The following is a 4,748-nucleotide window of genomic DNA, read 5'->3' as shown; positions in this document are numbered from 1 at the left end:
TCAACAGGTTTTAAAAAAATGCATGGGGCTTTAACAGAGTCTTTTTAAAAAATAGGATATTATGCGAGTTCCACTACTGTAGCGACGCCCTGTCCGCCTCCGATACACAGTGTAGCCAGCCCTGTCTTGGCATTTCTGCGCTTCATTTCGTGGATCAGTGTCACAAGAATCCTGGCTCCGCTCGCGCCAATTGGATGACCAAGTGCAATCGCACCGCCATTCACGTTTAAAATATCCTTGTTAAAATTAAGTTCACGGTCAACAGCTAATGATTGCGCCGCAAAGGCTTCATTGGCTTCAATTAGCTCCATTTGATCCAGAGACATTCCTGCTTTGTCCAATGCTTTCTTAACCGCTGTAACTGGACCGATTCCCATAATGCTTGGATCGACACCTGCACTTGCATTTGCCTTGATGACAACAAGCGGCTTAAGACCAAGCTCCTCTGCCTTTGCACGGCTCATGACAACTAATGCTGCCGCACCATCATTGATTCCTGAAGCATTTCCGGCCGTCACGCTGCCATCCTTTTTGAATGCTGGGCGCAAACCGCCGAGCTTTTCAGCTGTTGTTCCCTTTTTCGGATACTCATCTGTCTCAAATACGAGCGGGTCGCCTTTGCGCTGAGGGATTTGAATTGGCACAATTTCATCCTTGAATTTGCCTTCTCCTATTGCTTTTACAGCCTTATCCTGGCTGGCTGCCGCGAATTCGTCCTGCTCGCTGCGGCCGATTTCATATTTAGAGCATAGATTTTCTGCCGTCACACCCATATGGTAATCGTTGAACGCACACCATAATCCATCGGAAATCATGCTGTCAACCAGTTTTTGGTCGCCCATCTTAAATCCGTCACGTGCATTTTTTAATAAATAAGGTGCCTGGCTCATGTTTTCCATACCACCGGCAACAACGATTTCTGCATCTCCGGCGATAATGGCCTGTGCAGCCAAATGGACCGCCTTCAAGCCGGAACCGCATACTTTATTAATCGTCATAGAGGAAGCGCTTTCAGGAAGCCCCGCTTTTATCGCAGCCTGTCTCGCCGGATTCTGGCCAAGTCCTGCCTGGAGGACATTGCCCATGATCACTTCATCCACCTGCTCGGGCTGTACGCCTGCCTGCTTTAGTGCATCTTTAATTACTGCGGCTCCTAGTTCCGGCGCAGAAATGTCTTTCAAACTTCCGTTAAAGCTGCCGATCGCGGTTCTTACCGCCGATACAATCATTGCTTCGGTTTTACCCAAACTGCTCACCCTTTCTCTGATTTCACATGGTATTAACTTCTATTGATTTTATTAAATCCCTTTTATTTTATCAAAATTTTTGTTATTCTTGCATTTTTAAAAATTTTCTATTTAAAATGGAGATATGTAAAGAGGAGGGGGAATCAATTTGCTAAAGCTTCCTGAAAAGGTTGAAATAATCGAGGTCGGACCAAGGGATGGACTCCAAAACGAAAAAAGCTTTGTTCCGACTGAAGTCAAAAAAGAATTTATTTACGCTCTAAAGAATGCTGGTCTTAAAGAGATGGAGCTGACCTCATTTGTATCGCCAAAATGGGTGCCGCAAATGGGAGATGCTGCCGAGATTGTTTCTGATTGCCTAGACAGCTCTACTAGAAACATCGTCCTCGCACCAAATAAAAAGGGCATCGAGCGTGTTTTTATGACCGATTGCAAAGCGGTTGCCGTTTTTGTCGGTGTCAGTAATACCTTCAACCTAAAGAACATCAACAAGACAACTGAAGAAAGCCTTGCCGAACTAGTGCCTTTGATCGCTGAGCTTAAGGCAAAAGACTATTTTGTCCGGGCATGCATCTCAACCTCTTTTTATTGCCCATATGAAGGCAAGGTCGACGAGGATGCCGTACTAGAACTTTGTGAAGAATTTGTGCAGGCCGGGGTCGATGAGCTGAGTGTTGCCGATACAATCGGCATGGCTGCCCCAAATGAATCCTATTCTTTATTTTCCAGATTAAAAAAGGCATACCCTGATTTGTTACTGACAGCACATTTCCATGACACAAGAAAACTGGCCCTCGCCAATATATTCGCTGCACTTCATGCTGGAGTAACCCGGTTTGATACGTCTGCCGGCGGGCTTGGCGGCTGTCCTTTTGCTCCTGGTGCCGCTGGAAATGCTGCTACTGAAGATGTGGTCTATATGCTTCACAGGATGGGAATCGAAACCGGAGTCGAACTCGACAAACTGCTCCAAGCAATTGAAATCATTAAACCCAATATTTCCAGGCCAATTGAAAGCACCTATTTCCGCATGAATTCTGTAAGCGTTTAATTTTTTTTGTATAAGCTCCCTCCCTGATACTCATCTTAAGGGTGAAGTATCTTGAAGAAGGGAGAATTCATCATGAGCCAAAAACGCGATAAAGGATACAGCCAGCAAGGGAAACCTAACGCAGATAATGTTAAGCAGCAAGTAGCTGCAGAAGATCTGGAAAAAGCGATCCATCCGACAAAACGCCAGAATTCACAGCAATAAAGAAAAGCGGAAGCGCAGGGCAGATTCCGCCTATCAAGAATTGCCATTAATATCACTTACCAAACGGCAATTTTCCGACCGCATTCTTTGCGGTCTTTTTTATGTTTGTCTTTTCGCATCTAATGGTAAAATAAAGAAAAAAGCATACGGAGGGTTGAGTGTGAGAAAGGCGTTCCGTGTTTTGTTTTCATTTTTGCTCGTACTTGCCTCTCTTGGGGTTTATATCTCCAATAAAGTGATGTTTCTGAAAAAGAAGGATGATGAAGAAATATTCACCCGGGAAAAAGAAGCCGGCCATCTTCGCCCTGACGAATATGACGCCTTGCCTAAACGGGAGGTTTCAATTTCCTCATCTTTTGGCTATCCGCTGAAAGCCGTCCTTGTCGAACCGCACGATACCAACAGATATATCATCATAGCCCATGGAGTGACGCAGAGCAAAACGAATTCAGTCAAGTATATGAACCTTTTCCTTGAAAGGGGCTTTAATGCTGTCATATACGATCATCGCCGCCATGGTGAATCCGGCGGAAAGACGACAAGCTATGGCCACTATGAAAAATTCGATTTGAAATCTGTTGTTGACTGGCTTAAAGAAGAAAAGGGACCTGATTTGTTCCTTGGCATCCATGGTGAATCCATGGGGGCTGCTACACTCCTCCTTTATGCTGGAATAATTGAAGATGGCGCTGATTTCTATGTTGCTGATTGCCCATTTTCTGATTTCAGCGCGCAGCTCGCCTATCGAGTGAAAGCAGAGGTAAAACTGCTGCCGACCCGGCTTCTGCTGCCAATTGCCGGCTTATTCGTGCGCATTCGTGACAAATATTCACTCAGTGACGTATCACCAATTTCGGTCATTGAAAACATCAAAAATCCTATTCTTTTCATCCACAGCCGCAAGGACGATTTCATCCTGCCGTCCATGACCCAGGCTTTGTTTGAGCAGAAAAAAGGCCCAAAGAAGCTGTATATGGCCGAAAACGGACTTCATGCCCAGTCTTACAGCCAGAATCGCTTGGAATATAAGAAGGTGCTTGACGAGTTCCTTGAAGAATATGTATTTGTAAATGATAGAGATTTAAATGGTGACATTTCAACGAGTTCTGAGGTCTGAACTGTCCCCAATAGCAGTCAGAGTTTAACGTAAAAAGGCTGGCTCCTTTCGGAACCAACCTTTTTACTGCTTTTCTCCTTGGCGATCCATCTCTTTTCCGTCCGCCCCCAGCGCTCTCACTTCTTTATACTCCCCTATAGCATAGTAATAACGTTCATTTCCCTTTTCGATGATGTTGATTTTGCTGAATTTTCCGTCGGCACCCGCTGCTTCTACCGATAGTATATCCGGGTTGACGATCTTTCCAAAAACAACGGGAAGTTTGTTATCCAATTTGCCATTTTCCTGATAGGTATGGAACACGTCGGCATATAAAATCATGAAATCATTCTTATAATAAGTCCAGTGGTTATGTCCGGCATTTTCCCAGCCATCCTTTTTGCTGCCTTTAATATAGGCAACTGCCAGCGCATCAAATTTGTTGGTCCCATCCTTCTGTTGGGTTGTGTAAAAGACCAGCCAGCCATCCTTTACCTTTTCCTTATGCACGATTTGTTTGATGTTGAACGGAATATCATTTTGGATTGCTTCTTCCGCAGTCTTATATGTGCATGCAGAGAGCAGAAGCACGCACATGGCCATTATGGCAGCTCGCCGCAATTTCTCCATAGTTCTCCCCCTATCCTTTTGCACCATACGATTTATGTATCAAAAAAAGCTTCTCTCTTATTTAACCCTTTTTCCAAATTATTGTAAAACAATAACCCTTGCTTCCGTGTTTAAGCATTGGTTTTATCAAAAAAACTCATTCGCGGATTAAGATATTCTCTTGGGCTCTTTAACTGGAAGCAACCTGCCGCTGCACTATAATCAAGCGTCATTTGTTCATCAAAAAAGACTTCTTTTGCTTCTTCAATTAATACAGCTATACCATTCGTTTCTATATCGATTTCGTTTTGTTCCTGTTCACTTTCAAGCCAGAGGGCAGCTACCCCATTCACTGCACAGCCACAGCCGTCTATATCGTATTTCAGTTTTAAATATCCTTCTTTTCCTGAAATTTTTTCTTTCAGCTTATCAGTCGCAGCCTGTGTGATCTTCATCTTCATATCTGCCTGCACTCCTTCCTGATTTTTTATTTTTAGCTCTGTATAACAAGGCTGTGGATTTTCGTTCCAGGCGCTTCGCT

General features: G+C 44.1%; 6 protein-coding genes. 3 read left to right on the top strand and 3 right to left on the bottom strand.

Annotation, left to right across the window (positions count from 1 at the left end; all coding sequences use genetic code 11):
- Positions 1-59: 59 nt before the first annotated feature.
- Positions 60-1,229 (bottom strand): acetyl-CoA C-acetyltransferase, encoded by a 1,170-nt coding sequence (locus V7654_RS01925; protein WP_438825241.1) that lies wholly within the window; start codon positions 1,227-1,229, stop codon positions 60-62.
- A 166-nt stretch (positions 1,230-1,395) separates the two neighbouring features.
- Here V7654_RS01925 and V7654_RS01920 point away from each other — a divergent pair, with 166 nt between their 5' ends.
- The 3 genes from V7654_RS01920 (at position 1,396) to V7654_RS01910 (ending at position 3,619) form a co-directional block, all read left to right on the top strand.
- On the top strand, positions 1,396-2,298 hold the full coding sequence (locus V7654_RS01920; protein WP_335428046.1) for a hydroxymethylglutaryl-CoA lyase: 903 nt from the start codon (positions 1,396-1,398) through the stop codon (positions 2,296-2,298).
- Between the two features lie 72 nt (positions 2,299-2,370).
- On the top strand, positions 2,371-2,502 hold the full coding sequence (locus V7654_RS01915) for a hypothetical protein (protein ID WP_335428045.1): 132 nt from the start codon (positions 2,371-2,373) through the stop codon (positions 2,500-2,502).
- Between the two features lie 160 nt (positions 2,503-2,662).
- The gene (locus V7654_RS01910) at positions 2,663-3,619 is read left to right on the top strand and encodes an alpha/beta hydrolase (RefSeq protein WP_335428043.1); all 957 of its coding nucleotides are present in this window, start codon (positions 2,663-2,665) and stop codon (positions 3,617-3,619) included.
- 63 nt (positions 3,620-3,682) lie between these two features.
- Here the strand turns inward: V7654_RS01910 and V7654_RS01905 are convergent, their stop codons facing one another.
- Together V7654_RS01905 and V7654_RS01900 are read right to left on the bottom strand one after the other, a co-directional pair.
- Positions 3,683-4,228, bottom strand: a complete 546-nt coding sequence (locus tag V7654_RS01905; RefSeq protein ID WP_335428041.1) for a hypothetical protein — start codon at positions 4,226-4,228, stop codon at positions 3,683-3,685.
- Positions 4,229-4,338: 110 nt separating this feature from the next.
- Positions 4,339-4,748 (bottom strand): iron-sulfur cluster biosynthesis family protein (locus V7654_RS01900; RefSeq protein ID WP_335428040.1); only part of this gene is annotated, 410 nt, incomplete at its 5' end.

Origin of the sequence: Bacillus sp. JJ1609, assembly GCF_036967045.1 — a bacterium.
In the GTDB taxonomy this organism is placed as follows: domain Bacteria; phylum Bacillota; class Bacilli; order Bacillales; family Cytobacillaceae; genus Mesobacillus.
The sequence above is the reverse complement of the archived record's forward strand: the minus strand, read 5'-3'. Positions and strand labels throughout refer to the sequence as shown.